The organism is Neobacillus sp. DZ-9, assembly GCF_059587065.1.
Genome location: NZ_JCAIOL010000002.1, coordinates 130028 through 155397 on the forward strand (window position 1 = coordinate 130028; position 25370 = coordinate 155397).

Here is a 25370-nt window from a genome sequence, read left to right on the forward strand (position 1 = left end):
CCTTTGGCACTTAAGTGTAATTTATATCACTGGTAAATAATCTCGCCCATGATAGATTAAAAATGTTTAACAATTTATATTAATTGGGGTGGGAAATCAACATGTCTGATTATTCAATTGTCCTATTAATCGGCAGCTTTTTAATCCTTTCTTATTATATCGGATATACAATCTATAAAGCATAGGCTGCAGACAAGTGTCTGCAGTTTTTTTTCGTTTTTGGGAAGAATTGCCTTCGGAATGGGAATATATATTGAAGTAATGTAAAAAAGTGAGGTGGACTCCTTGGAGAAATTTAGAGTAGAAAAAGATACGCTGGGTGAGGTGAAGGTACTAGCTGATAAATTTTGGGGGGCGCAAACACAGCGCAGCAAAGAAAATTTTAAAATTGGCACAGAAAAAATGCCGATTGAACTCATTTACGGCTTGGCATATATAAAAAAAGCAGCCGCAATCGTAAATTTCCAAATAGGAAAGCTAAGTGAATTAAAAATGAATGCCATTAACCATGTATGCGGTCATCTTCTAAATGGAGATTTTGATGACCACTTTCCTTTAATTGTTTGGCAGACAGGCAGCGGGACGCAATCCAATATGAATGTTAATGAAGTGATTGCTAATCGGGCAAATGAATGGCTAAATAAGCAGGGGAGCGACCAATATGTTCACCCAAATGACGATGTCAATATGTCCCAAAGCTCGAATGATACATTTCCAACCGCGATGCATATTGCTGCTTATATAAAAATAACTAAAAACCTGCTTCCAGCCATACAGGAGTTAAAAAGCACCCTGCGAGAAAAAGAAAACTCTTTTTCAAAAATTGTTAAAATCGGAAGAACCCATTTACAGGATGCAACCCCTTTAACACTTGGCCAGGAAATTAGCGGTTGGAGGTTCATGCTCGATAAGAATGAAAAAATGGTCACAGAATCAAGCAATTATTTGCTTGATTTAGCAATTGGCGGGACCGCTGTTGGAACAGGCATTAATGCTGGCCCTGAATTTGGAAAAAAGATGGCTGAACAGCTTTCCAAACTTACTGGTTTTGCGTTTAGATCTTCTGAAAATAAATTTCATGCCCTTACAAGCCATGATGAAATTGTTTATTCCCATGGTGCGCTAAAAGCATTAGCGGCTGACCTAATGAAAATTGCAAATGATATTCGCTGGCTTGCAAGCGGACCTAGAAGCGGCATAGGAGAAATTAGCATTCCGGCTAATGAGCCTGGGAGCTCAATTATGCCTGGGAAGGTAAATCCTACTCAAAGTGAAGCATTGACGATGGTTGTATGCCAGGTCTTTGGTAATGATACGACAATCAGCATGGCTGCAAGTCAAGGGAATTTTGAATTAAATGTCTTTAAACCAGTTATTATTTATAATTTAATCCAATCTGTCAGACTTCTAACAGATGGAATCCGGTCGTTTAATGAAAATTGTGCCTATGGAATTGAAGCAAATGAACAAGTTATCAAGGAACATGTAGCACGATCCTTAATGTTAGTTACAGCGTTAAATCCGCATATTGGTTATGAAAAAGCAGCAGAGATTGCCAAATTGGCGTTCAAAGAAAATAGTACCTTGAAAGAAGCAGCAATCAAAACTGGTTATGTCTCAGAAGAACAATTTGAACAATGGATCAAACCAGAAAATATGATTTAAGTTAGGCTCTTTTCGTAATCTTTGTTGCTTTGGAACTTATTAAGGGGCATTTACAAAGTTCCTAGGCAATTTTGGCAAATGTTCTTACGAAAAGATGCCACGAAGAATCTAGTTATACGGGTTGATGAACTTATACGAAAAACAACAATCTTTGCGAATATAGCCATAGTTAAAATGAAAGCCCCCTCCAGTAGAGGAGGGGGCTTTAGCCATATTATTTAATTGGTATATATGGGTTTGCTAAAAATTAACGAAATCCGCCGCCAAGTTGAGACTCAGCCATTTGAACTAGACGCTTTGTAATTTCTCCACCGACAGAACCGTTGGCACGTGAAGTTGTGTCTGCACCAAGATTAACACCAAACTCAGTTGCAATTTCATACTTCATTTGACTAAGTGCTTGCTCGACGCCTGGTACTAAAAGTTGATTAGAGTTGTTGTTACTAGCCATAGTTGAATAACACTCCTCTTAATAAGTTTGGGGTTAGTATGGTATTGAACCATAATGGAAAACCATTGCCACCATGGCCTAACCCATATTATCAATTTTCGTTTGATAAAAATTATTAGTATCGGAGAAATTATATTTGGTTGGATGATCCGGAGTTGCACCGGTTATTACCCTTGTTGGTTTCATCCATCGATGTAATGTGTTGCTTGTAATTTTATTATGATTAAAAAGTAAAGACTTATTCGAAAGAATTGATTAGTAATTTATTCCATCACATAGGGTGAGTGAAGTAACGCAAACTAAAGGTATCTACTTATCAAAAGGGTGAAGAATATGGCGATATGTCCAGTCTGTAATGGTTTGCGCGAAGCCTATTTAAAGTGTTCAAACTGCGGAGATTCAATGATAGAGAGCGGCAGACTTATGGATTTTTATGATGATTACAGTCCTTATATGGAAATTGATTTAATGAAAATGGAGGATGGATTTTCAGACACAAATTCAGGACAAAAGTGTCCACATCTTTACCGCTGCCCAACCTGCCATCAAGATGAAATTATTTTTATAAAAGAATAAGCCCCGTCTTATAAAAACGGGACTTTTCAGGAATTTACCTTTTATGGGCGGATTCTACCTTCTGTATCAGCATCAAAGAAATGTGCTTTATTTAAATCAAACGCAAGTTCTAATTTATCACCTGGTTTAACGTCTGCACGTGAATCTAAGCGTGCAACAAAATCTTGTTCTCCGAGGCTTGAATATACCATCAATTCTGCACCAGTTAATTCAGCAACATCAATGTGGGCGGTAATCTTAGTACCTGTAGATGCCTCAATGAAGACTGGTTCATCATGAATGTCTTCTGGGCGAACGCCAAGAATAATTGATTTTCCAATATATCCTTGTTCACGTAAATACTTCATTTTCCCTTCTGGGACAGCAATTGAAGATTTTCCAATGATAAACTTGCCGTCTTCTAATTTTCCATTAAAAAAGTTCATCGCTGGTGACCCAATGAAGCCGCCAACAAATACATTTTCTGGTTTTTCATAAACTTCTTTTGGTGTACCAACCTGTTGAATGACACCGTCTTTCATAACAACTAAACGCGATGCCATTGTCATTGCTTCTGTTTGGTCATGGGTAACATAGATAGTTGTTGTATTTAAGCGGCGATGAAGCTTGGCAATTTCAGCACGCATCGCCACGCGAAGCTTAGCATCCAGGTTAGATAAAGGTTCATCCATAAGGAATACCTTTGCATCACGAACGATGGCACGGCCCAAAGCAACACGCTGCCGTTGTCCACCTGAAAGAGCTTTTGGTTTACGAGTTAAATATGCTTCTAATCCTAAGATTTTTGCTGCTTCCTTTACACGACGGTCGATTTCATCTTTTGGAAATTTGCGAAGCTTTAATCCAAACGCCATATTATCGTAAACAGTCATGTGAGGATAAAGGGCATAGTTTTGGAAAACCATCGCAATATCACGATCTTTTGGTGCTACGTCGTTGACTCTTTTGCCGTCAATGTAGAAATCACCTTTTGAAATATCTTCAAGGCCTGCGACCATTCGAAGCGTAGTTGATTTTCCGCATCCTGATGGTCCGACAAAGACGATAAATTCCTTATCTTCAATATGTAAATTGAAGTCTTGTACAGCGGTTACCTTATTATCGTAAATTTTATAAATATGATCTAATTTTAATTCTGCCATTCTTTTATTCCTCCCTATATCATTTGTAACTTTAGTTTACAGGGGGGGGAATAAAATTTATATAGACAGTCTGCACAAAGATTGAAAACGCTTTTTTGGGCATTTTGTTATTTCTTTTGCTGTTCAAACAAAAGACAGGCTAAAAAAACGGTAAAGGCTCCGTAAAAATCCTTTAAGCCAATCCCAGTTTTTTCGGTAAATTTGTCAATTCGATATTGCAGAGTATTTCTGTGGATATATAATTTTTTAGCCGTCATACTTGCATTTAAATTTTGTTCTAAAAAAACCTTAATTGTAGAAAACATTTCTGTATCATTGGTAAATAGTTCAAATATCTCCTGGTTTATCATTAGTTGTATTTCATCAGGTAAATGACGAGCTAAATAAGACGGGAATACTCGTTCCAACGAAAGTATATTCGAAATTCCAAGATAAGAAATTGCAAATGAAAAGAATTCTTGTTCCTGCTTAAATTTAGTCCGAAGTTGATTAGAAAACGGAATTGGTTTTCCAATAAAAAAGGAAATTTTTACGTAAAAATCACTTTCCAAAGTTGCCGCCATCGACATTATTTCATCTTCTGAAAGAAAAGTTTGTTTCTTTTCTTCTATGACGATACCCCTATTTTTGCTTTCCCAAATAATGATAATCTCTTCAGAAAAGAACCCCTTTAATGCTGATTCCATTTCTTCCTGATGACTATCATTACCAGTAATATTAAAATGAATAAATCGAATCGGTGTATCATCCTTGTATAAAGGGGGAGGGCCTTCAGATAATAGAAATTCAGACCAAGTTTTACCTATACCCGAAAAGGAGATTGGTTGGATATCGACTAATTCATAAAGCGTTTTAAGGAGAGTTAACTCTTTTTCTTCTAATTCTGCTTTAGGTATGCCAATCCATTCGTTCGAAATCTTATCATAAAACGTATAAACTAATTCGGAAGGGTGCGAGGGCCGACCGGGAAACAAAATGGAGTTCTTATATATAGTTAATAATTTTCGAAGCATCGTACCTTCCCCATTATAAAAATTTATTGGTTCTATTATATCAGTATAGACCTGCAGCATAAAAATAAAAAAGGCTGAGCCTTTTGAGGTTCAGCCTGGCATATTATGCAAAGTTATTAATCGCACTCATATGGTGGTTGTTCTTCAACCAAATCTCGTGCCTCTTCAATATTGGTTGAATCATAACGGGCGTGCACAGAGCCACCCGACATTCCTTCATTTATCATGCGGTCAACATCCATAAACACCTTGTCTCTGCCCTCATTTGCAGAGCCTTGATTTGTAACTTGATCTTTACCTTTTTCCATGACTATCCATCCTTTCCCTTTTATATTTTTATTGTGTGGGAAAGGTTAAATTTTCATTCATAAACATGATAGAGCATTAGTTCATGAATCTGGCTTGTTAACGCTTCAATATCTTCCTGTTCAGGAGTATTTGTTGTCCATTCAATTTTTCCTGTTTGGTGGTAAATTCCAGTGAATCTTTGCTTCTTATAATAAAAGGAAAAATTCCAGCCTGGTATATTTTTATTTTCAAATAACGGCTTAAACTGAAAGTGCATGAGCATGTGATAATCCCCCTTTGATTCCTCAGGTTATTTTTAGCTTACCTTGTTTTGGAGATTATTTAAATAGATTTTCTGTTACATTTTATTATTTGCCAGTTGGAAGAATAAACGGCAAAGCTGCTCAATTTTCTTATCTTCGATTTCAGTTTCGTCAAAGCTCATTGGTTTGGAATTTACTTCAAAAATATAATATTTCCCTGACTCACTTACCGCAGCATCAATCGAAAATTCCCCAAAAAAGCCAAATTGTTCCGATAAGGCCTTTCCTATCTGAGGGACGATTGTTTCAATGAATTGGTCATGTTCAGTCGATTGCAAAAGCTTGTAAGGGAGGAGCTTCCCGCCTGATGGAATATGGGTCGTTATTTCTTGTTCCTGTGATGAACGAATACCAATCCCAGTTAGGTTAAAGTCATCTTTATATGCATGTGCTAGTATTCTAAAATCAAAACGTGCTCCATTATATTTGGCCGAGGATATTTCTTCCTGTGCAATATAGTTTTTATCTTTCAGCTCCTTGTTCCATTCTCCCCAAAAATGATCAAAGGAGATATAGGTTTTCTTTTCTTTTACTCCAACCATCTCAATTTCCATTGAATTCATAATTCGTAGGCGGAATATTCCTTTTCCTTTGGAAGCTTGACTTGGTTTTAAATAAACATTCATATGTTTTTTTAAGAATAACAAAAATTCATTTTTTGATTGGACAAGGATGGTTTGTGGCAGGTAATGTTGAAGGCCTAGATGATTCTTTAACAAATTAAACAACTCGTATTTATCAATAAAGCAAGGGTTAAAAAAAGGAATGTTTCTTTCTCTTAAGTGGTAAAAAAAGTGTTTGCATCGTTCATCTTGTTCCGATTTTCGAAAAGGGATCCGATTATAAACAAGGTCAGGATATGGAAATGTTTCCTTTATCCATCGATTTTCAATCGGTGAAAAGGAATATCCATTAATTGTATCCTGCTCTATCCCTTCGATTGTAAAAATAAAGCTCATTCCGTTAAGAGAAATAAGCTTTTTTTGCAATTCTATAAAAAGCGGGCCATTCCCGGTTATTGCACCATTAGCTTTACGTGCCGTAATAATACCAACGAGGGGAGTTTTTTTATCGTACTTCATTTGAAAAGTTCCTCTGGGTGGAATAAGGATTGTTCTGTCAGAAATACAGCAAACGCTAGAGATAATCTTCGAGTTAATAAATCAAATAGCTTTAGTTCTGGATGACTGAAGATGGATCTTCCTGGCTTAGAATTGGCTTCGAAGAGCCAAACTTCACCGTTTCGATCGATGCCTAAATCAAAACCAATTTCGCCAATAATCCCCGATATATTTTTATCAATAGCATTACTTAATAAGAGAGCTACATTCGATAGTTTTTTAGTAAATAACTCGCATTCATCCTTCGAAAAAATTTCTTCCAATGTTTTAATAGCTCCACCGCTTCTAGCATGTGTTGTAACACTGCCTGCACCAGCAATTTTGGCTGCAATGGCACTTACATGCCAAATTCCTGAATCGTCCTTATTCGTATGAATACGAAAATCAATGGACCTTCCGTCTTGCCTTTGCAAATGAATGCCTTGTTGCACCAGCATATTTACAAGTGACTGATTTCCAAAAACGGAATGAAACAATCTTTCTAAGCTAGAAAATTTGCGCAAGCGGTTAACACCTGCGTCGTCTTGGTAGCGGCAAAAATATTCAGATGTATGCTTATCATAGATAATTTGGTGTACACCTAATCCAAGGCTTCCATTTTTAGGTTTAATATACACATGACCATAATTTGAAAGCATCCTTTCAATTAAGGAAAAAGAGGTAAACGGATGGGTTTCGGGAAGATAGGCATCGACTGAACCTTCCTGCTGCAGTCTTTCGTATATATCCAGCTTATTGAAGAAGCCAGGATTATACCAAGGAATAAGATAGTCTTTTTGTAATCTTTCCTTCACTTTGATTAATTTTGGATTTCCTTCACTTCTACGATTGGGCAGGCGATCGTAAATTACATTTGGAAAAGGCACCTCGAAATTATGCCATGAGGAATCATAATAAAAGAATCCCTCAATTATCCCACGTTCCCAATCGACATGCCGCTCTCCAAAAAGATAGGCAATTGCCCCAACCTCTTTATTTACTGATAGAAGTTTGGAAAAGAATAATGTTCTTTCTCCTATGGGCTGTTCCGGAATTTGTGTAAAGCCGGCAGTGAAGATTCCAACGAGCGGCCCAATATAAAGTATTTCGTTTTCTAAAAATATATGGAGCGGAATACTCATGCACGGGAAATGAATAGCTTTTTGAATTTCTTTACTAATCACAATACGGTCATTTTTGTCTGGATGGGGGCGGAAATCAACCTCCATCGATTTTGATCCGAAGGCAATTCTTTTTAAGGTTTTTTCTTTAATAAGAAAAGGCGGGCAAAAAACGATCAATTGATTATTTGGGGCAATTTCAATGAGATAACGTTTTCTCATGAAAGCTCTTCCTTTCTGATTGACCGGTCTGAAATAAATGTTTTCCATAAAGAAGAGGAGCTAAGAAAAGTGTTTCCTTTATATTTGGCTGGGTTTCTAAAATAACCTTTCTCCCTGGCTTGGAATTAATGTCTAGAATCCAAATGGATCCGTTTTTAGCGATACCTATATCGACGCCAAGTTCAAATAAAGGCAGAAATTCTTTTTCGAGGATAAGGGGGAGCTGGGAAAGGATATATTCTAACTCCTCCCGGATATACTTTCCTTTAGCCGGCTGCAATGATGATGTCCAATCCGAAAAGGTGATAACGGAACCTCCTGCACTTAAATTTGATAAGATGCCTCCAGAATTGCCTAGTCGAATACCTCTTCCAAGTTCACCCCAGACTCCCTGAATATTCTTTTGCAAGAGAATGCGAATATCAAAGGGCTGAATTTCATCATTGGATAATTCCAGAAACGGCTGGATTAGGTATTGGCGGTTAGCTATTAATGGATCCAGCCAATTGATAAGCTTGGACTCATTTGGAAAAATCCGCGAAATAATTTTTTTTTGTTTCTCTGTTTTGACATGAAAGGTTCTGTCATTTTTCTTCAATGAATAAATACCAAATCCCTGAAACCCATTAATTGGTTTTATGATAATTTTCTTTAACTTATTGAGTTCTTTTAAGATGCTGCTTGAATCATTTGCAAATTTTGTCGGTGGTAAATAGGCAGATAATGCTGTGTTTTTAAGTGAATGGTAAAGTTCAAGCTTGTTGGGTAATCCATAGCCTAAAAAAGTAATATCGTTTCTGCTTTTAAGCCAGGAAACAATTGGAAGGCAAAGCTTGGAATGTTCATCATCACCATAAAAACAACGATCATATATAATGGGTGGAATTGGAAACTCTAAATCTATCCACTGAATAGTTTTTGCATCAAATTTTTTACCTCGTACCTGAAGTGAATGGGGATTAATTTCAGTAGGGATAAAACGGTAACACTCCATTTCGCACGATTCCGCAAGTTTAGCGATATCGTTAATATAAGAATCTTCACTATCTAGTTTTAGGGACATGACTCCAAATGAAATCAATTTATTCAACCTCCTTTTCAGAAATAACGTCTTTGGCCAGCTTTGTACAAAATTGGATAATCGCTTTTGCTGACGGTCTAATTTTTCCAGTATTGTCTTCAAATAGTTTGGAAGGTTTTGAGTTTACTTCTATTAGCCAAGGTTTTCCTCCTTCGTCAACCCCAATGTCAATTCCAAGCTCTCCGGTTATACCCGTTGAGCGTCGGCCTATGTTTTCCGCAATTTCAAGTGATAATTCCTTCAAAAGGGAGAGAGTTTGAAGTGCATTCCTTCGATCCATCCATGTTAATAAGGCCTGGAGCGGCCGAAGTAATGTTCCGCCTCTAGCTAAATTGGAAACGAATTCTTGTTCATTTGCGACTCTTGCTACCATAGAAGTCACACCCCAAACGTTATTTTCATTTTTATGGCATAACACCCGAAAATCCATAGAACGAGAATCTTGTGTAATTAAGGAAATTCCTTGCTGAATAAGAAAGATTCGATTGGTAAGCAGAGGTTTAATTCGTTGATAGATTTCCTCTAGCGAATAATTCTTGTCAATTTTCGGGGTATGGGTTGTAAAAGATGTTTGAAAACGAAATAGATTTTCCTTTACCTTTACTATTTTGATAATGTTTTTTCCTTGACTTCCATGAATAGGCTTTACAAAAACTGTTTGATGTTTTTGAGCAAACTCAAAAAGGCTTTCTTTTGAATATATTTTAGTCTCCGGCGTATAGGGGATTAAGTGTTTTTCCTCTCTAATATGCTTATACACTTCCCATTTAGAGAGAAACCGGTCGTTAAACAATGGGATGTTCAGCTTTTCAATGCTGTTACGGAAATCCTGAAATTGATTTTTTTGTTCGAGAAGTCGGGAATGAATGCGGTTATATATGACATCAGGTAAAGGAAGCTTGGCGGGACTCCATTTTCCTTCCTTAAAGTAATATCCTTGAGTTGAAAATTGGTCTAATGAAAACACATAGAATATACCACCATTTTCAGAAATTCCTTGATGAAGTTCCTCACAAAAACCGTGGATAGAACGAAAATGCGGTTGGTTTATTTCATCAGTCGCGAAATCGGTTAGCAATCCTACGACTGGGCCGAGCTGAAGTGTTTGTATGTCATGACGGTAAAAGCCCTGTAACTTAATTTTTTGGGCAGGTAAATCTAATGCCGTCATGATAGAATCGGGAATTAGCACCAGGTTGGGATCCATTTCTACAATTTGTATGTTTACCTTTTTAGAAGCCCTGCCTATGGTGATTTTTATTTCCTGATTGTTTTTAATTTGAAAATGGTGAAACATATGGCGGGACATTTGTATGAAATGGTCATGTTGATTTGAAGGCATTATTGGAATAATCGTAATGGTTGAAAATGAAAAAGACATAATCACTCCTCATTTATTTTTCAAAATGGGCATTAGTTGATATAAGTATCGTATGTTGTAATGTTATGGATGGTGAAATGAACATTCTCGCATTTCTAAGAATAGTTTGTTATAGTTGATTGGAAATGTTTATAAATAGGCTGTGTTAAAGGTTACTGTTGATTTTTAACCCTGTTGTTTGGAGCGGAAATCAACAGACTAGTTTAGCACAACCAATAAATAAAGGGAGTGAACTAAAATGGCAGTTAATTTATTTGATTCCGCCTATGCGCTTGAAACAGCTATTCGTCAAAGCGATGAATATACAGCATTAAAAAACGCCTACAATGCAGTGAATGCAGATCCGGTTGCTAAACAAATGTTTGACCAGTTCCGGCAAATGCAAATGAACCTTCAGCAAAAACAAATGATGGGCCAGAATATTTCCGAGCAAGAAGTACAACAGGCTCAAGCAACGGTTGCCCAAGTTCAACAGAATGAAAAAATTGCCCACCTTATGCAAGCTGAACAACGAATGAGCATGATTATTGGGGAACTAAACCAAATTATTATGAAACCATTAGAAGAGCTTTACGGAAAAATGCAATAACACTTCATTAAAACCTTCGGTGCGAAACCGAAGGCTTTTTTCTTGTTCTTGGGTTAGTCATATAAATGGATAAACAGTCATAAAAGTGATATAAGGGTAATTTCACCAAGAACAGGGGGCAACAAAATGATTTATCGTTTGCTTGCTTTAAATATTGATGGAACACTAATACAAACGAATGGGAAAATTCATAAGTCAACGAAGGATGCCATTGAATATGTTCAGCAAAAAGGGATTTATGTTACACTCGTTACCTCAAGAAGTTTTCCATCAGCTAAAAAGGCAGCTAAGGCATTAAAGATAAAATTACCAATAATCACACACCAGGGTGCTTTAATTGCAAGCGAAGTAGATAAGCCGATTTATGTTAAACGGGTTAATGAGGATATTACCTACGATACAGTCCGATTCCTAGAAGGCATCCCATGCCAAATTAGGCTGGTACATGAACAATTTTCGCTGGCAAATAAATTCAAGCTCCAGAATAATTTATTAGCGAAAACGGTGTTTACCTCAGGGGATCCCATTTTTTATTCACAGCAGTTTGTTTCTTCCTTAAGTGAATATTTACATGATCAGCCTGTAACACCTCCAAAGATTGAGGTCTATTTTGAAGAAAAAAGGGATCTAATTGATGCCAAAAAAGCGCTTAGTAAAATGTTTACTGAGATTGAAATTATTGAACTAGATTCATTAAGACTAGATATTGTCCCTTCTGGTGTTTCCAAACTTGCTGGATTAACCAGCCTTGCTAATCAGCTTGGGCTTAAAGCGAGTGAAGTGGTTTATATAGGTGACGGGCTTGACGATATCCCATTAATTGAAGCAGCTGGATTAGGAGTCGCCATGTGGAATGCTGATTTTGCTGTGAAAAAAGCGTCCGATTGGGTCACGAGGTCGCAAAATGAACAAGGTGTGGCCTATATGGTAAAAGAACACTTTAGAAAACAACAGCCGATTGAGTTTTTACGGAAGATGAAAATAATCAAAAATTGACCTTAAAAAGATATCATCGGTGGAAGCCTGTGGTATCTTTTTTGCTTTTATGGAATAATTTCCACTATATTGACCTTATATTCCTGATTTTGTACACTTAAGGAAGTTTAATTTTGAAAGGTGATATACTTGCGGATTTCAATAATAGGGATAGAGGATGAAAGATTCAATCGGCCGCTCCAGCTGATTGCCAATTTGTTTTTTGAAGAATCTCAGATTTTCATGTCAGTCATTGAAGAAGCTGATATACAAATAAATTTTAACTTGCAGGTTCAGGATAAAATACAGGTTTCAGCTGAATTGATGTGTAAAGATGAAAAAGTCTTTGCCTCAGAATATCAAAGAGAAATAAAAATAACCGATACAGAAAAAGAGCGTTTTAAACAGATAAAAAACGCTGTTGCCCACGTCTATTTAACTGTATTGCAGGATTACACAGGCATTACGCAAAAATGGGGTATTTTAACAGGGATCAGACCCACAAAACTGCTTCACAAAAAAGTGCAGGAAGGGATTCCGTTAGAAATTGCACATCAGCAATTAAAGGCAGATTACTTGATTAAAGATGAAAAAATCAAACTTATGCAGCAAATCGTTGATCGTCAATTGACAGTTGTCCCAGACCTATATTCACTTCAAAAAGAAGTGAGTATTTATATCGGTATCCCTTTCTGTCCAACAAAATGTGCCTATTGTACCTTCCCGGCCTATGCGATTAACAATCGTCATGGCTCCGTTGACTCTTTCTTAGGCGGTCTTCATTATGAAATGAGGAAAATCGGTGCATGGTTAAAGGAAAAAGGAATCAAGATTACAACAGTCTATTATGGCGGCGGAACGCCAACAAGTATTACCGCTGAAGAGATGGACATGCTCTACGAAGAAATGTACACATCCTTCCCAGAGGTTGATAAGATTCGCGAAATTACGGTTGAAGCCGGTCGTCCGGACACAATCAGTCCTGAAAAATTGGAAGTATTAAAAAAATGGAAGATTGATCGGATCAGTATTAATCCCCAGTCATATACACAAGAAACCTTAAAGGCAATCGGCAGACATCATACGGTAACAGAAACTATTGAAAAATATCATCTTGCACGACAGATGGGCATGAACAATATTAATATGGACTTAATTATTGGCCTGCCAGGTGAAGGAATTCCTGAATTTACACACTCCTTGAATGAAACTGAAAAACTGATGCCTGAATCTTTAACCGTTCATACCTTGTCGTTTAAGCGTGCTTCTGAAATGACTAAGAATAAAGAGAAATATAAGGTTGCAGACCGCAGCGAAGTGGAAAAAATGATGGAGCTTGCAGAGGGCTGGACATCTAAGCATGGCTATGTACCCTATTATTTATATAGGCAAAAAAACATTCTGGGTAATCTGGAAAACGTTGGTTATTCTATACCGAGTCAAGAAAGCATTTATAATATCATGATTATGGAAGAAGTTCAGACCATAATTGGTCTTGGCTGTGGTGCAGCAAGTAAATTTGTTGATCCTCTAACAGGAAAAATTACGCACTTTGCCAATCCAAAGGATCCAAAATCCTACAATGACGGTTTTAAAGCATATACAGATGAAAAAATTAAAATTTTAGATGAATTATTTTCGGAAAAAGGGTCTCCTGTTTAATAAAGCAGGAGAGTTTTTTTTGGCTTCGTTCTTAATAAAGGATTATTTACCCAGAATGTCGAATATTATATTGGATATTCTTCATAGAATACTATGAAATTTAAACGCTTTCATTAGTGGGGGGATTAATTATGATGCAAACACCTTTAACGATGACGCAAATGATTGAAAGAGCAGAAAAGTATTTTCCAAAGAAACAAGTGGTTTCAAGAACGTCTTCGGGCATCAATAGATTTACCTATAAACAAATTGCAGAAAGAACAAGAAGGCTCGCCGACGCCTTGGTAAAGTTAGGCGTTACTAAAGGTGATAGAGTAGGAACTTTAGCGTGGAACCATCATCGCCATTTGGAAGCCTATTTTGCAATACCATGTATGGGAGCGGTTCTTCATACTATCAATATTCGTCTTGCCCCGCAGCATATTTCCTACATTATTAATCATGCAGAGGACAAGGTCCTGCTAGTTGATCCAGACATCCTGCCATTACTCGAAAAATGTGCCCATGAATTACCAAACGTTAAAGCATATGTCATCATGACCGATGAAAAGGAACTTCCGGATACAAAGCTTTCTCCTGTCTTTCACTATGAGGACCTGTTAGCTGAAGCAAATCCTGCCTACCAATACCCGAAAGATATCGATGAGAATGATCCAGCAGGCATGTGTTATACATCCGCAACTACTGGAAACCCAAAAGGTGTGGTCTATTCGCATCGCGGCATTTATCTGCACAGCATGGCTTTAGGTCTTGCGGATACCGCAGCATTAAGTGAAAAGGACACCGCACTTCCTGTGGTACCAATGTTCCATGCCAACGCTTGGGGAATGCCGTTTGCCGCCGTTTGGTTTGGCACATCTCTAGTTTTACCTGGTCCATATTTTACACCAAAATTGCTGGCTGAGCTTATCGAACAAGAAAAGGTAACGATTACAGCGGGGGTTCCTACAATCTGGCTGGGACTATTAAAAGAACTAGATGAAGGCTCCTATGATTTGAGCAGTTTAAGAGGGGTTTTATGTGGAGGATCTGCAGCACCAAAAGGCATGATTAAGGCTTATGAGCAGCGTCATAAAATTCCTTTCATACATGCCTATGGGATGACAGAAACAAGCCCGCTTGCCGTTATCTCTACTTTAAAAAGCTACCAAAAGGAATTAGATCCTGAGGAAAAACTAAATATTAGAGCGAAGCAAGGGACCCTTGTTCCAGGTTTAGAAATGAAAATTGTCGGCAAGGATGGCGAAGTTGCCTGGGATGGAAGGGAAATGGGAGAACTTTGTATTAGAGGACCATGGATTGCCTCCGAATATTATCAAGACGAACGGACTTTAGATGCATTTAGGGATGGGTGGCTTCATACCGGAGATGTGGTGACAATAGATGAGGAAGGATTTGTGAAGATCGTAGACCGTACGAAGGATTTAATCAAGAGCGGCGGCGAATGGATCTCTTCAGTTGACTTAGAGAATGCATTGATGGCACATGAGGCTGTGTTCGAAGCCGCGGTTGTGGCCGTTCCACATGAAAGGTGGCAAGAGCGTCCAGTTGCCTGTGTCGTTTTAAAAGATGCATTTATAGGAAAAACAACGAAGGATGAGCTAGTTGAGTTTTTAAATCCACAGTTTGCTAAATGGTGGATTCCCGATGATATCCTATTCGTCACGGAAATTCCAAAAACTTCAGTTGGTAAATTCCTGAAAATGGCATTAAGGGAACAGGTCCAAAAAGATATTCTTCCAAAAAATTAGAATTAAGGACAAAGGGTTCAGCCTTTTGTCCTTTTGCAGTATAGTTAAATACTAGAAGAAAATTCAATATATTAAGAAAGTTTGTTTTTATTCCTTCCATTACCAGCTATAATGGAACTGAATGAACTATTTGGGGGGCGTTTAAATTGGCAATGAATTTTGTTACGGATAAGGTGAATGTGAAAATTGAAGGCCGCGTGGCAACGGTCGAAATGAATCGTCCGGAATCAATGAACGCTATGGATACTGATGTCATTAAAGGGCTCGTCTGTAAATTAAAGGAAATAAGCGAATCAGATGAAATTGATATCGTTGTCCTAACAGGCAAGGGTAGAGCCTTTTCGGCTGGCGGAGATATTAAAACTATGCTCTCAAACATGAATGAGATCGATTTCTTGCCAGTTATGGATTGCATCAGTGAATTAATTATCACTCTTTATAGTATCCCAAAATTAACAATCAGTGCTGTAACAGGTGCTGCTGCCGGATTAGGGTTCAGTTTAGCATTAGCAACGGACTATATTATCGCAGACAAGGCAAGTAAACTGGCGATGAATTTTATTGGAATTGGCCTTATTCCTGATGGAGGGGCGCATTTCTTTTTAGAAAAGAGATTAGGTGAAACGAAAGCAAAGCAAGTGATTTGGGACGGTAAAATGATGAGTGCGGAAGAAGCATATAAGCTGGGTCTCGTTCAAGAAGTGGCTGAAGAAGATCTTCAAGAGACATTACATACACGAATTAGCGACTGGCTGGGCCGTCCTGTCCAAGCGATGATTAAAACAAAAAAGATTTTAGCAGAAAAAAACCGCCCTCAATTATTGAAAATCTTAGAATTAGAAAAATACGGACAGCAGAAAATGCGGGAAACTTTAGACCATAAAGAAGGTATAAAGGCCTTTATTGAAAAAAGGAAGCCAAATTTTATCGGTAAATAAAAAAACAAAGAAGCTCATGAGCTTCTTTGTTTTTTAAGAATGAAACAACAATAACTTTCCGCTTGGTGAGATACATCGATGTGTTTTTTCTAGTAAGTTTTTCTCTGATAATAGTTTTTCACCATGCTTCTTAGCCGCATCGTCATTGTCTGCCTGGAAGGCTTCATCTAAAAGCTTTTCTCCATTTGCTTCAAAGGCTGTTAGTTTATAAGTTTTCATCACACATACCCCTTTATTAAAAAAATAATCACTATTATTTTCACATAATTCTTAATATTTTTCAAAGGGAAAAATTTGAAACTTTTTCCTGATTGGTACGTATGAAAACCGAAGGAGTGATTAACATGGTACTCAAACTTGAAGGTGTGACGAAGCGTTTTGGGCAATTTACTGCTGTCGATCAATTATCCTTAGAAATTCCCGAAAAAGAAATGTTTGGCTTCTTAGGAGCTAACGGGGCGGGTAAAACCACTACCTTCCGTATGATTCTAGGCCTTTTGGATTCTACCGGCGGAAGAATTACATGGGATGGGAAGGCGATTGATTATTCTACAAGTCACTTGGTCGGCTATCTTCCTGAGGAAAGAGGCTTGTATCCAAAACTGAAAGTCCGTGACCAACTCGTTTATTTAGCTAGATTAAGAGGGATGCAAAAAAATGATGCTGTTTTTGAACTAAAATCGTGGCTAGAGCGATTTAAAATACCAGAGTATGAGAATAAGAAGGTGGAGGAGCTTTCTAAAGGGAATCAGCAAAAAATCCAATTTATTGCCGCAGTTCTACATAAACCAAAATTATTAATTCTCGATGAACCATTCAGCGGCCTTGATCCTGTAAATGTGGAAATGTTAAAGGAAGCTGTACTGGCTTTAAAGGAAAATGGAGCGACCATTGTGTTTTCAAGCCACAGGATGGAGCATGTCGAGGAAATGTGTGAGCACCTCTGCATTTTGCATAAGGGAAGTCCAGTCGTACATGGTTCTTTAAAAGAAATCAAGCGGGCATTCGGCAAAAAGAATCTTGCTATCCATGCTGATTTTGAATTAGACCAGTTAAAAAATTTCCCCGGAGTTGTAAGGGTTAAATCAACAATGGAAGGTGTTCATCTGCAGATTGAAGGGGAGCCAGTTGCAGAAAAAATATTAAAAGAAATAGTAGGGAAAGGATTCATTCGAAAATTTGCGCTTGAAGAACCTTCTTTAAATGATATTTTTATAGAGAAAGTAGGTAATTCTTATGAATAATTTTTGGATAATCTTATTTCATACTTATCTAAACAAACTGAAAAGCAAATCGTTTATTGTCACGACCATTTTAACCGTTGTGATTGTGCTGGCCCTCACAAATTTAAATAATATCATTTCTATATTTGATAAAAATGGCGGTAAAGAAACAGTAGCCGTGCTCGATGAAACAGGAAAGCTTTATGTGCCTTTCAAACAACAAGCTGCTGCAATAAATAAAGATATTAAACTGACTAATTATAATGGAACTGAAAAAGAAGCGGAAAAAGCTATCGAAAAAGGCGAATTTAAAGGACTTATTCAATTACGCTTTAATGATGAAAAGCTTCCAGAAGCAACCTATAAAGCTAGGAGCATTGCAGATTCGTCATTGTTTACGGACCTCCAGACTAGTTTACAGCAGGTAAAAACCATGCTGGCCGCAACTCAAATAAATTTGACTCCTACACAACTTGAAAAGCTATATGAACCAGTGTCATTTAAAAAATTTGCCTTAGAAAAAAATGCGAAAACAGAAGAGGAATTGAATCAAGCAAGAGGTCTTGTCTATGTTCTTCTTTTCATTATTTATTTTAGTGTTATCATGTATGCCAATATGATTGCGATGGAGGTAGCGACCGAAAAGTCCTCAAGGGTCATGGAAATCTTAATTTCAAGTGTTTCACCAATAAAGCAAATGTTTGCAAAAATTATTGGCATCGGTTTATTAAGTCTGACGCAGCTTGCAGTATTTTTAATCATCGGATATTACTCATTAACCAAGAATATGGATTCATTAAAAGACGGCTTTTTTGGCGTTTACGGCTTTAAAGATATCCCAGGGAAGACGATTATGTATGCTGTCATCTTCTTTATTCTCGGTTATTTCCTTTATGCTACACTTGCGGCCTTTTTGGGTTCGCTCGTCAGCAGGATTGAAGATGTCCAGCAGATGATTACCCCAATGACACTGCTGGTGGTTGGCGGTTTTATGATAGCCATGTTTGGGCTTGGAAAGCCGGACGCCCCGTTTATTACGGCAACGTCCTATATTCCATTTTTTACACCAATGATTATGTTTTTGCGTGTCGGGATGCTGACCATTCCAGCTTGGGAGGCGATATTAGGAATATCAATCCTAGTACTCACTATTGCTGTTTTAGCCGTATTCGGTGCCCGTGTATATCGTGGTGGAGTGTTAATGTATGGGCAGTCAAATTCCTATAAAGATATTAAAAAAGCGTTACAATTAACTAAGAATAAATAGAGGGTTTAAGCCTTACCATTTTTGGTAAGGCTTATTATTATTTTTACTACAGAACGTGCATTCGTATTTTAAAGGTGTTAAAATGAAAGAAAAGAGGATGAAAGGAATATTTTGCCGATGAAAAAGATAACGTTTATTCATGCAGCGGATCTGCATTTAGATAGTCCGATGGTCGGATTAAAACATTTGCCTGCAGACATCTTTTCAAGAATCAAAGAAAGTACCTTCACGGCCTTAAAAAAGCTTACAGCTGCAGCTATCTGCCATCAAGTTGATTTTGTCATTTTAGCTGGTGATTTATTTGATGGCGAAGACCGGAGCCTGCGTGCCCAGTCACGCTTTCGAACAGAGATGCAGAAGCTTGAAGAGCACCATATTCCCGTTTTTGTTATTCATGGAAATCACGACCACTTAAATGGCTCATGGGTACATTTGGATATGCCGGCAAATGTCCATATTTTTGATAGTGTGGTTGAGGTTAAGGATTTACATACAAGAAGTGGTGAAAAGGTTCACCTTTATGGGTTTAGTTATCCAACCAGGCACGTGTTCGGTAGAAAAATAGATGAATATATGAAGGTAGAAGGAGCCGATTTCCATATCGGTGTTCTTCATGGCAATGAGAGTTCTAGCACGGAGCACGATAACTACGCGCCTTTCTCCATCCAGGAACTGAAAGAAAAATGCTTTGATTATTGGGCTTTAGGACATATCCATAAGCGTGCAGTTTTATCGGAATCCCCACCCATTATTTATCCGGGAAATATTCAGGGGAGAAATAAGAAGGAAACAGGTACAAAAGGCTGCTATTTAGTAGAGCTTTCAGAATCAGATGTAAATATGAAGTTTATAGAAACCTCTGATATTGTGTGGAAGGAAGCGGTCCTAGATGCGGCACCGGCAAATACCTTTGACGAAATCCTTAAGCTGTGTCATGCAAAGATAAATGAAATCCGACAGGAAAAAACAGGAACTCTTTTATCTCTTTATATAGAAAATGTTCACTTGAATGATGACAGGGAAATAAGGGGGTTAAACGAGGAACTATTAGAACTGCTTATTGAGGATGAACGAGAGGAAGAATCATTTGTATGGACATTCGATTTACTGATGATGGCGGCGCAGCAAATTGACAAAGAACACTTAAAAACGGAAGCAAATTTTTATGCTGAGCTTTTTGAGACGATTGAAAATTATCAAGAAATTAACCAGGCAGTGACTCCGTTATATAATCATCCATTAGGGAGGAAATATTTATCCCATTTATCAGAGGAAGAACAAGATAATCTAATCAAAAAAGCTGAAAAACTATTAATCGAATTACTTTATCAATCTTAAAGGAAGGGAGTGTTTACATATTGAAAATTGTCGAGCTGCAGATTTATGGCTATGGTCAACTAGAGAATGTAAAAATCAATGACATATCCGATTTCCAAGTTTTTTTTGGTGAAAACGAGGCCGGGAAATCGACGATAATGGCCTTTATTCATGGTGTATTGTTTGGGTTTCCTACGAAACAACAAACTGAACTGCGTTACGAACCGAAACATCACCACAAATATGGGGGGAAAATAAAAGTTTATCATGAAGATTACGGGTATGCAGTCATTGAACGAGTAAAAGGTAAAGCAGCAGGCGACGTAACGGTTGTCTTTGAAAATGGGACGGTTGGCGGAGAAGAACTGCTTAAAGAGATACTTGTAAATTTCGATAAGGGTCTATTTCAAGCAATTTTTTCTTTTAATATACATGGGCTTCAGAATATTCATCAAATGAAGGGTGAAGAAATTGGCAGGTTTTTATTTTCCGCGGGGACCTTAGGGACAGAAAAGTTAGCGAAAACCGAAACTATTTTACAAAAAGAATTAGATTACCGCTTTAAACCATCCGGAAAGAAACCTATTTTAAATGAAAGACTTCAAGAACTTCATGAAATTAGTACGGAATTAAAAAAAGCAGCAGCTAAAAATAAGGACTACGAATTCTTTGTCGAAAAAAAAGAAAAGCTCGAGCAGGAAATGGAAAATGTAAATCATTCCCTTGTGGAAATTCATGAAAAGGTAGAAAAACTATCCGAATGGAAAAGAATTGAGGCAATCGTAAAAGAGGAAAAATGGACGAAAAAAGACCTCGGTGAATTAGGGAAAATTGTTTTTCCTGCCCGTGGAATTGAAAGAATAGAAAAATTAACTCAGCTCATTCATCCCTATAATGCCCAAATTGCCAGCCTCGAGGAAAGAATTATCCAAGTAAAAAAAGAACTTACAGATATTCGGCCGGAGCGTTCCATTCTAGAAAATGAAGCAGCAATTTTATCATCACTCGATCAAGTACCTCTTCATGATCAAGTGAAACTTGATAAGCAGCAATGTGAAACAAAATTGCTAGAAATTGAAGAAAAACTTTCGGCCATTAAAGAAAGACTTCATTTGAATTTTAATGAAGAAGAAATTCTCTCGATTAATACTAATATTTATATGAAAAATCAGGTGGAAAGGGTCACGCGAAAGCAGCAAAAGCTAGAGGAAGCCAAAGATGACCTGGAAGCACAATTTAGAGATGAAAAAAACAATCTGCAGGAAATTGAAAAAGAAATTCGCTTAACAGAATCCGTTTGTTTACCCAAGCACAAAAGAGATCTCCTAGTTGAACAAGTTAACCAAGGAAATGATAAAAAAAGCTTGGAGGCAGAATTAAAGTCTGCACAAGATAAATTTGAATTTTACCATCAGGCACTTGAACGGGAAAAGAATGAAAAGGAAAGGTTTTTTAAGCAGAGAAGGTTTCAATTTGTTATTTTTGATCTAATATTACTAGGAATAGCTTTATATGGATTGCTAACCAAACAGGTTATTTTATTAGCATTTGGGTGTCTTGGATGCTTGATAATCACCTTTTTAATGATTAGAAGCTTTAATAATTCCAAACAAAAGACTGTTGATCCAATGCTAACAGAATTAAAAGAAAAGGAAAAAGCAATACTTCAAAAATTACAATCAGCTGAAATGAGAGATTTTTCTCAGCTGGAAGAACAATTGAGGCTGGATAATCTCCGTCATGAGCAGCTGCAAAAGTCGAAAATAAAGTTGGAACAGCAGCAAAAGCTTTATGAAAAGGTAATTACTAAGTTTGAGGAATGGGAATTAGAAGCAGCACAAAATAAGGAACAGTTGTTTTCCATAAGCAGTGAGTTAAAGATTCCTGAATATATTGCCAATACTTTTTTACAGGAAGCCTTCCAATTAATCGAACAATATAAATCAGTAATACGTGAGAAAAAACAAACGCTTGAAAGACTTGAGCACATCAATCAACAGCAAGCTAAAATTGTGAAAGACCTTAATATAATTGCAAATAGGTATTTGCCGGAAAAGAGTATGGATTTACAAAAAACAGCTTTTTTATTGAGAAATAAGCTTAAGGAAGAGCATGAAAAACAGATCAAGAGTCAAGAAAGAGTTTCCAAATTAGCCGACCTTGAAGCTGAATTGCAGCAAAAAAAGCAGGAACAAGGCCACCTGCAACTTGAATACCAAAAGCTCATAGAGGATGCCAATGTAGAATCAGAGCAAAAATATTATGAACTTGGTGAAAAAGCAGCAAAGCAGGGAAAGCTTCTTGAACGTCTTGAATCCATTCAGAGCCAACTGCATTTCTCTATACTTTCTGAGCCGGAAAGAGACAGCTATTTACAACTTCAAAATGCTGAGGAATTATTAAATGAATGTAATCAGCAAATAAAAGGCTTACAAGCAAAATTAAGAAATCTCCAAGAGGAACTGGCATCAATAAAATACGAAATCCAGGCCCTTGAAGAAGGCGGATTATATTCTGACATTCTACATCACTATAAACAGAAAAAATTTGAATTAGAAGAAGCAGCCAAAGAGTGGTCGGTTTATAGTTTGGCACAAGATATTCTTTTAAGTACCATTGAAAGGTACAAGAATATTCATTTACCAAGGATGTTATCAAAGGCAGAAGAATATCTATCATTCCTGACAAATGGCAGCTATCAAAAGATTCATCTGCAAAAGTCAGGTACTGGCTTTTTAGTTGAAAGGGAAGACCATACATTATTTGAAGCGAATGAACTAAGTCAAGCAACGACAGAACAGCTTTATTTAGCAGTTCGGCTTGCCTTGGCAACCACACTTTATGAAAACTACCATTTCCCAATCATCATTGATGATAGTTTTGTAAATTTCGATGCCGGCAGGACTGAAAAAGTTATTCAGCTTCTAAATCAGTTGGATAGGAATCAGATACTATTTTTCACATGCCATAGTCATATACTTCCTTATTTTAAAAAGGAAAATGTTCTTCGGTTGGAAAAAGGTGCTGTTCAGATTATTTCATAGAGTTATAGCCCGGTATGTTATACTCGTACTAAAAGAAGGAGCGTGGTTATGTTGACTAAAGGTGTACTGCATTATGAGATTGGGGAACAGGTTGAATTATTTTTATTAATAAAAAGTTCAACAAAAGGAATTGCGAGTAATGGCAAGCCGTTTTTGACGTTAATCCTTCAGGACCAAAGCGGTGAGATAGAGGCAAAGCTCTGGGATGCAGGTGAAGAGGAAGAAAAAACTTACGCAGCCCAAAATATTGTCAAAATTCAGGGGGATTTACAAAATTACCGTGGGAAAAGCCAATTAAAGATTCGTCAGATTCGGCCGACTGGACCATCAGATGGCGTTAAATTGGATGATTTTCTCGAAACAGCTCCACTTAGTCAAGATGAGATGGTCAGCAAGCTGACCTCATATATTTTTGAAATGAAAAATCCCAACATCCAACGAATTACACGTCATTTAATCAAAAAACATCAAAAGGCGTTCCTGGAATACCCAGCAGCCACAAAAAACCATCATGAGTTTGTCTCAGGACTTGCCTATCACGTCGTTAGTATGCTTGACCTGGCGAAGGCAATTGCATCATTGTACCCTAGTCTTGATAAAGACTTACTTTATGCAGGAGTTATCTTGCATGATATGGGAAAAGTAATGGAATTATCCGGACCCGTTTCAACCGTTTATACGATCCAAGGTAATTTACTGGGGCACATCACAATTATGATCAATGAAATTGGCAAAGCAGCCGAGGAACTGGGAATTACAGGTGAGGAAGTACTTATTCTTCAGCATTTGGTTCTAAGCCATCATGGTAAAGCTGAATGGGGCAGTCCGAAACCACCATTAATTAAAGAGGCAGAGATTCTTCATTATATTGATAATCTCGATGCTAAAATGAATATGCTTGACCGCGCTCTCGAAAGAGTAAAGCCTGGTGAATTTTCTGAGCGAATTTATGCGTTGGATAATCGGTCATTCTATAAGCCAGTTTTTCATAAATAAAATAACCCATTAAGGGTTATTTTTTTTCATCGCAATGAATATGATTTTAATAAAAAGTGGACAGCCACTAATGAAGGGAGCAAATGATATTGACTATTCCTATTTGGATTTATGCAGTTGTGGTTGGAATTGTAGTTAGTGCACTCATGGCCATTAAAACAGGCAGAGAAGAACGAAAGCTTGAACTTGAAAACATTGAGCAAGAAGGGGAAATCTATATAAAACGTCTAGAGCGCGAAAAAGAAATGAAAGAGGAACTAAAGGCTACAGGTGAATAAAAAAAGCGGAAACGCCTAATTGGGCGCTTCCGCTTTTTTTTATTATTGTCCAGCAGCAGCAGCTGAAGTTTGCGGCTTCAGTGCATCTTTAAGGTCTTTATCATTTATTTTTACATTTGCAGCTTTAAGCTCGCGCTCCATGGCTTTGTTAATTTCTTCGCTAGTTAATTTAGATGATTTTACTTGATATTCAATTTCTTTCTTCATGTCAGCATAGGATTTTTTCTCTTTTTTATCGGTTACCTGAATAATATGATAGCCAAATTGTGTTTTCACTGGAGCACTAATTTCATTGACTTTTAATGCATATGCTGCTTTTTCAAAGTCAGGATCCATTTTTCCGGCTCCAAACCAGCCTAAATCGCCGCCGTTTTGCGCTGATGCTGTATCTGTTGAATATTCTTTTGCAACATCTTCAAACTTTGCACCGCCATCAAGCTTTTTCTTTACTTCATTTGCTGTTTTTTCATCAGCAACAAGAATGTGGCGTGCTTTAATTTCAGGCTTATAGTTATCGTAGTAGTCCTTCATTTCTTTTTCTGTTGCTTTTACATCCTTCAGTGCAGCTTTTTCTTGAAGCATGCCAAGCTTCATCGTTTTCTTTAAGTCATCTTCACTTTTGTACCCATATTGAGCAAGGGTAGTTTCAAAGTTTGCACCTAGATCTGATTTTAATTGGTCGATTTTGTCATTTAATTCTTTATCGGTTACTTTGTACTTCTTAGAAAGAACCTTTTCATAAACCAGCTGCTGGAGGGCTTGTTCACCATATTTTGCCTTCATCGTATTGTAAAGATCTTCTTGGGTAACATTACCAACCTTACTCTCTGCAACTGTATCAGATCCGCTTTGATTACAAGCACTTAAAGCAAGAACCCCGCTTGCTAAAGAAAGGGCTAAAATCCATTTTTTCATGTTGAAATCTCTCCTAAACAGTATATTCTTGTCCACAATCTCTACTATAACA

24 protein-coding genes are annotated in these 25370 nt (G+C 37.3%); 13 read left to right on the forward strand and 11 right to left on the reverse strand.

The genetic code is table 11. The features are described 5' to 3' along the window. Positions 1-285 precede the first annotated feature (285 nt). Positions 286-1665 (forward strand): class II fumarate hydratase, encoded by a 1380-nt coding sequence (gene fumC / locus AC59HZ_RS04975; RefSeq protein WP_496544773.1) that lies wholly within the window; start codon positions 286-288, stop codon positions 1663-1665. Between the two features lie 247 nt (positions 1666-1912). On the opposite strand, the gene AC59HZ_RS04980 is transcribed toward fumC, so the two are convergent. After that, entirely contained in the window at positions 1913-2116 is a 204-nt protein-coding gene (locus tag AC59HZ_RS04980) for an alpha/beta-type small acid-soluble spore protein (protein WP_430066318.1), read from the reverse strand. Positions 2117-2449: 333 nt separating this feature from the next. On the opposite strand from AC59HZ_RS04980, the gene AC59HZ_RS04985 reads away from it, so the two are divergent. Next, positions 2450-2692, forward strand: coding sequence for a hypothetical protein (locus tag AC59HZ_RS04985; protein WP_496544774.1), 243 nt, complete (start codon positions 2450-2452; stop codon positions 2690-2692). A gap of 41 nt (positions 2693-2733) precedes the next feature. Here the strand turns inward: AC59HZ_RS04985 and AC59HZ_RS04990 are convergent, their stop codons facing one another. The 8 genes from AC59HZ_RS04990 to AC59HZ_RS05025 all read right to left on the reverse strand — a co-directional run bounded on the left by AC59HZ_RS04990 (position 2734) and on the right by AC59HZ_RS05025 (position 10363). After that, positions 2734-3834 carry an ABC transporter ATP-binding protein gene (locus tag AC59HZ_RS04990; protein WP_496544775.1) on the reverse strand — a complete coding sequence of 367 codons (1101 nt, stop codon included), beginning with the start codon at positions 3832-3834 and terminating at the stop codon, positions 2734-2736. 107 nt (positions 3835-3941) lie between these two features. Next, complete coding sequence (locus AC59HZ_RS04995) at positions 3942-4847, reverse strand: PucR family transcriptional regulator (RefSeq protein WP_496544776.1); 906 nt, start codon at positions 4845-4847, stop codon at positions 3942-3944. Between the two features lie 116 nt (positions 4848-4963). Further along, a complete protein-coding gene (locus AC59HZ_RS05000; RefSeq protein WP_430066326.1) occupies positions 4964-5155 on the reverse strand; it encodes a hypothetical protein in 192 nt (63 codons plus the stop codon). A gap of 53 nt (positions 5156-5208) precedes the next feature. Further along, positions 5209-5418 (reverse strand): YheE family protein, encoded by a 210-nt coding sequence (locus tag AC59HZ_RS05005; protein ID WP_496544777.1) that lies wholly within the window; start codon positions 5416-5418, stop codon positions 5209-5211. A 75-nt stretch (positions 5419-5493) separates the two neighbouring features. Continuing rightward, on the reverse strand, positions 5494-6540 hold the full coding sequence (locus AC59HZ_RS05010) for a YheC/YheD family endospore coat-associated protein (RefSeq protein ID WP_496544778.1): 1047 nt from the start codon (positions 6538-6540) through the stop codon (positions 5494-5496). Further along, on the reverse strand, positions 6537-7901 hold the full coding sequence (locus AC59HZ_RS05015) for a YheC/YheD family endospore coat-associated protein (RefSeq protein ID WP_496544779.1): 1365 nt from the start codon (positions 7899-7901) through the stop codon (positions 6537-6539). Before AC59HZ_RS05015 ends, AC59HZ_RS05010 begins: the two co-directional genes overlap by 4 nt. Next, a complete protein-coding gene (locus AC59HZ_RS05020) occupies positions 7879-8982 on the reverse strand; it encodes a YheC/YheD family endospore coat-associated protein (RefSeq protein WP_496544780.1) in 1104 nt (367 codons plus the stop codon). Before AC59HZ_RS05020 ends, AC59HZ_RS05015 begins: the two co-directional genes overlap by 23 nt. Before the next feature lies 1 nt (position 8983). Beyond that, positions 8984-10363 carry a YheC/YheD family endospore coat-associated protein gene (locus tag AC59HZ_RS05025; RefSeq protein WP_496544781.1) on the reverse strand — a complete coding sequence of 460 codons (1380 nt, stop codon included), beginning with the start codon at positions 10361-10363 and terminating at the stop codon, positions 8984-8986. A 238-nt stretch (positions 10364-10601) separates the two neighbouring features. Here AC59HZ_RS05025 and AC59HZ_RS05030 point away from each other — a divergent pair, with 238 nt between their 5' ends. The 5 genes from AC59HZ_RS05030 to AC59HZ_RS05050 all read left to right on the forward strand — a co-directional run bounded on the left by AC59HZ_RS05030 (position 10602) and on the right by AC59HZ_RS05050 (position 16278). After that, a complete protein-coding gene (locus AC59HZ_RS05030; RefSeq protein WP_496544782.1) occupies positions 10602-10952 on the forward strand; it encodes a YlbF/YmcA family competence regulator in 351 nt (116 codons plus the stop codon). A gap of 126 nt (positions 10953-11078) precedes the next feature. Beyond that, positions 11079-11948 carry a Cof-type HAD-IIB family hydrolase gene (locus AC59HZ_RS05035; RefSeq protein WP_496544783.1) on the forward strand — a complete coding sequence of 290 codons (870 nt, stop codon included), beginning with the start codon at positions 11079-11081 and terminating at the stop codon, positions 11946-11948. Positions 11949-12077: 129 nt separating this feature from the next. Continuing rightward, positions 12078-13589, forward strand: a complete 1512-nt coding sequence (locus AC59HZ_RS05040) for a coproporphyrinogen III oxidase (RefSeq protein WP_496544784.1) — start codon at positions 12078-12080, stop codon at positions 13587-13589. Between the two features lie 131 nt (positions 13590-13720). Continuing rightward, positions 13721-15340, forward strand: a complete 1620-nt coding sequence (locus AC59HZ_RS05045) for a long-chain fatty acid--CoA ligase (protein WP_496544785.1) — start codon at positions 13721-13723, stop codon at positions 15338-15340. 146 nt (positions 15341-15486) lie between these two features. Further along, on the forward strand, positions 15487-16278 hold the full coding sequence (locus tag AC59HZ_RS05050) for an enoyl-CoA hydratase (RefSeq protein ID WP_496544786.1): 792 nt from the start codon (positions 15487-15489) through the stop codon (positions 16276-16278). Between the two features lie 33 nt (positions 16279-16311). On the opposite strand, the gene AC59HZ_RS05055 is transcribed toward AC59HZ_RS05050, so the two are convergent. Further along, positions 16312-16497, reverse strand: a complete 186-nt coding sequence (locus AC59HZ_RS05055; protein WP_430066408.1) for a YhzD family protein — start codon at positions 16495-16497, stop codon at positions 16312-16314. Between the two features lie 125 nt (positions 16498-16622). On the opposite strand from AC59HZ_RS05055, the gene AC59HZ_RS05060 reads away from it, so the two are divergent. The 6 genes from AC59HZ_RS05060 to AC59HZ_RS05085 all read left to right on the forward strand — a co-directional run bounded on the left by AC59HZ_RS05060 (position 16623) and on the right by AC59HZ_RS05085 (position 24403). After that, a complete protein-coding gene (locus AC59HZ_RS05060; RefSeq protein WP_496544787.1) occupies positions 16623-17522 on the forward strand; it encodes an ABC transporter ATP-binding protein in 900 nt (299 codons plus the stop codon). Then, positions 17515-18768 (forward strand): ABC transporter permease, encoded by a 1254-nt coding sequence (locus tag AC59HZ_RS05065; protein WP_496544788.1) that lies wholly within the window; start codon positions 17515-17517, stop codon positions 18766-18768. Before AC59HZ_RS05060 ends, AC59HZ_RS05065 begins: the two co-directional genes overlap by 8 nt. Positions 18769-18885: 117 nt before the next feature. Beyond that, positions 18886-20106 (forward strand): metallophosphoesterase family protein, encoded by a 1221-nt coding sequence (locus AC59HZ_RS05070; RefSeq protein WP_496544789.1) that lies wholly within the window; start codon positions 18886-18888, stop codon positions 20104-20106. A gap of 20 nt (positions 20107-20126) precedes the next feature. Continuing rightward, a complete protein-coding gene (locus AC59HZ_RS05075; RefSeq protein WP_496544790.1) occupies positions 20127-23129 on the forward strand; it encodes an ATP-binding protein in 3003 nt (1000 codons plus the stop codon). Positions 23130-23180: 51 nt separating this feature from the next. Continuing rightward, the gene (gene yhaM / locus AC59HZ_RS05080) at positions 23181-24125 is read left to right on the forward strand and encodes a 3'-5' exoribonuclease YhaM (protein ID WP_496545340.1); all 945 of its coding nucleotides are present in this window, start codon (positions 23181-23183) and stop codon (positions 24123-24125) included. Positions 24126-24208: 83 nt separating this feature from the next. Then, complete coding sequence (locus AC59HZ_RS05085) at positions 24209-24403, forward strand: sporulation YhaL family protein (RefSeq protein WP_496544791.1); 195 nt, start codon at positions 24209-24211, stop codon at positions 24401-24403. A 42-nt stretch (positions 24404-24445) separates the two neighbouring features. Here the strand turns inward: AC59HZ_RS05085 and AC59HZ_RS05090 are convergent, their stop codons facing one another. Then, on the reverse strand, positions 24446-25318 hold the full coding sequence (locus AC59HZ_RS05090) for a peptidylprolyl isomerase (RefSeq protein ID WP_496544792.1): 873 nt from the start codon (positions 25316-25318) through the stop codon (positions 24446-24448). Positions 25319-25370: the final 52 nt, after the last annotated feature.